The organism is Mesorhizobium sp. M7A.F.Ca.US.010.02.1.1 (genome assembly GCF_004023085.1).
Taxonomy (GTDB): Bacteria; Pseudomonadota; Alphaproteobacteria; order Rhizobiales; family Rhizobiaceae; genus Mesorhizobium.
The window spans coordinates 1-2,685 of the sequence record NZ_RZRV01000094.1 but is presented as its reverse complement, the minus strand read 5'-3'; the positions used below and the strand labels follow the sequence as shown (position 1 = coordinate 2,685).

Annotated in this window: 4 protein-coding genes; 1 reads left to right on the top strand and 3 read right to left on the bottom strand. The window is 62.7% G+C overall.

The window, feature by feature from the left end:
• Positions 1–91: 91 nt before the first annotated feature.
• A complete protein-coding gene (locus EOA19_RS34790) occupies positions 92–697 on the bottom strand; it encodes a hypothetical protein (protein WP_128306105.1) in 606 nt (201 codons plus the stop codon).
• Positions 698–808: 111 nt separating this feature from the next.
• The gene (gene ykgO / locus EOA19_RS34785; protein WP_006327841.1) at positions 809–934 is read right to left on the bottom strand and encodes a type B 50S ribosomal protein L36; all 126 of its coding nucleotides are present in this window, start codon (positions 932–934) and stop codon (positions 809–811) included.
• Between the two features lie 240 nt (positions 935–1,174).
• Between ykgO and EOA19_RS34780 the strand changes: the two genes are divergently transcribed.
• On the top strand, positions 1,175–1,597 hold the full coding sequence (locus EOA19_RS34780) for a lysozyme inhibitor LprI family protein (RefSeq protein ID WP_128306104.1): 423 nt from the start codon (positions 1,175–1,177) through the stop codon (positions 1,595–1,597).
• Positions 1,598–1,603: 6 nt separating this feature from the next.
• On the opposite strand, the gene EOA19_RS34775 is transcribed toward EOA19_RS34780, so the two are convergent.
• Positions 1,604–2,659, bottom strand: a complete 1,056-nt coding sequence (locus tag EOA19_RS34775) for a 5-(carboxyamino)imidazole ribonucleotide synthase (RefSeq protein WP_128306106.1) — start codon at positions 2,657–2,659, stop codon at positions 1,604–1,606.
• Positions 2,660–2,685: the final 26 nt, after the last annotated feature.

Here is a 2,685-nt window from a genome sequence, read left to right as displayed (position 1 = left end):
GTAGGGGAGTAGGGGAGTAGGGGAGTAGGGTGTGTGTTCCGCAGGTACAATCTGCCCCTACTGCCTTATTCTCCCCACTCCCCTAGAGCAATCAAATGCCTTCACCGGCAAGTTCCTCCGAAATCGTGCCGACCTGGTCCTGGGCGCTGCGCATCATCGGATAGATGGCCAGCACCTTTTGCCAGGCCTCGAGCGCCGATTGCTTGTGGCCGGTCAACGCCATGATCTGCGCCAGGCCGGACAGCGCACCGAAATGGCGCGGCTCGAGCTGCAGCGTATGGTCGATGTCGGACATCGACTTGCCGTAGTTCTTCATCATGAAATGCACGGTGGCACGCCGGTTCCAGCCTTCGGCATAGGTCGGCTGCAAAGTCACCACTTGGTCGAGGAAATCGAGCGCGACGTCGAATTTCTGGCTTTCGACGGCTTTTTGCGACCATTGCATCATCAGGTCGATCGAGGCGCTGCCGGATTGCGACCACTCGCTCCAGATGTTGCCGGCGATGCGCTCGGCCGCCTTTTCGTTGCGCTCGCGTTTCAGATCGCTGAACAGCTGGTCGAGGCGGGCTTGTTTCGTCGTTGCGGCGGGCGGGGCGTCCTGAGTGGCCGGCGGCGCGATAGCATCATCCGCCCATGCCGGGCCATAAATGGCGCCGGAAACAAGCAGAGATGTCAAAAATGCAAAAAGAATCCGCATCACCGGACTCTAGTCCCGGGCGGCGGAACGTCAAACTGAATTTGGTGTGAAAGGCCGGCAGGCGGCAACAAGCATCAAATGGGCGGAGGCAACAGCCTCCTGCCCGAAAGCTCAGCCCTGGCGTGCCTTGTAGCGCGGGGCGGTCTTATTGATGATGTAGACGCGGCCCTTGCGGCGAACCAGCTGGTTGTCGCGGTGACGCGCCTTCAGCGCCTTGAGCGAATTCTTGATCTTCATGGTCTTGCCTGTCGGTGTGGACCCGGTCCGGGTCGAAATTTTAAGGCGCGCCAGAAGACGCGCCTTTGAACTGTGGGTGGCTCATAAACGAGGAGCCTTGTCCCTGTCAACCGCAAGCGTGCTCCATTGCGGCTGTGAATCATCCCTGTCATCAATTATCCGCCATATCGGCCTGGCGCATTGCGCGGCCCCGGGCCGGCTGGGATGATGCGGTCGCCGTGAAGTGATTTGGAGAGAACCATGCGCCGAATGTTCCTGTCCGCCTGCCTTGTCCTGCTGGCGGCAGCTTCGGTTGCGCGCGCGCAGGAATGCGACCGCAGCGACGATAGCCAGCAGATGATGAAGATCTGTGCCGGCGAAGACTATCAGGCCGCCGACGCTAGGCTCAACAAGGCCTATCAAAACCTCACCAGCTCGGATGATGCCGGCGGCAAGAGATTGCTGCAGGTGGCGCAACGCGCCTGGATCGCTTTTCGCGATGCCGAGTGCGCGCATTCCACTGCCGCCAGCGACGGCGGATCGATCCATGCGATGGAAGTCTCGCAATGCCTGACCAGATTGACCAATGATCGCGTCAAGCAGCTCGCTGCCGCGGCCAATTGCGAGGAAGCCGATGTGAGTTGCGCCAATCCAGGCGAGGACGAGAGCGACGACGTGCAGTAGGCAACCTTATGAGGCGCGACGGCTGATCCGAGTGAAATGGCCCATCTTGCGGCCGGGCCGCGCTTCGGCCTTGCCGTAGAGATGCAGCATCAGATCGGGCTCGGCGAGAAGCTCAGGGACGCGCAGCACATCGTCGCCGATCAGGTTCTCCATCACGCAGTCGGAGTGGCGGTCCGGGCTGCCGAGCGGCAGGCCGGCGATGGCGCGGATATGCTGCTCGAACTGCGAAACGATACAGGCGGCTTCCGTCCAATGGCCGGAATTGTGCACGCGCGGCGCGATCTCGTTGGCCAGCAGCGAGCCGTCCGCCAGTACGAAGAACTCGACACCGATGACGCCGACATAGTCCAGCGCCGACAGGACCTTCGATGCCGCCGTTCGTGCGGCTTGCGCCGTTTCGAGCCTTACGCGGGCCGGTAAGGTCGACGTATGGAGAATGCCGTTGCGGTGGATATTCTCGGCCGGATCGTAGGCGACGACCGCGCCGTCCAGCCCGCGCGCCGCGATTACCGATATCTCGCGCTCGAACGGCACGAAGGACTCCAGAATCAGCGGCACATTGCCCATCGCCTCGCAGGTGCCGGCAAACCCGCCGGTTTCCATGTTGCGGAAGACGCGCTGGCCCTTGCCGTCATAGCCCATGCGGCGCGTCTTCAGGATGCCGCTGCCGTCGAACGCCTTCAGCGCCGTCGTCAGTTGGTCATCATTGTCGACGGCGTGGAAATTCGCGGTGGCGATGCCGATGCCGTTGAGGAATGTCTTTTCGCTCACCCGGTCCTGCGCCACTTCCAGCGCGCGCGCCGGCGGATAGACCGGAACCTTGGCGGCCAGCGCGCTGGCGGCCGCGACCGGAACGTTCTCGAACTCGTAGGTGACGACGGAACTCGACGCTGCCAGTTCGGCAAGGGCAGCCTTGTCGTCATAGGCGGCTGTTATCTGACGGTTGGCGACCTGCGCGGCGGGGCAGTCCGCTTGCGGCTCCAGCACCACGGTGCGGTAGCCGAGGCGGGCGGCTGATATCGCCAGCATGCGGCCGAGCTGGCCGCCGCCAATGATGCCGATCGTCGAACCGACGGATACGCCGTGAG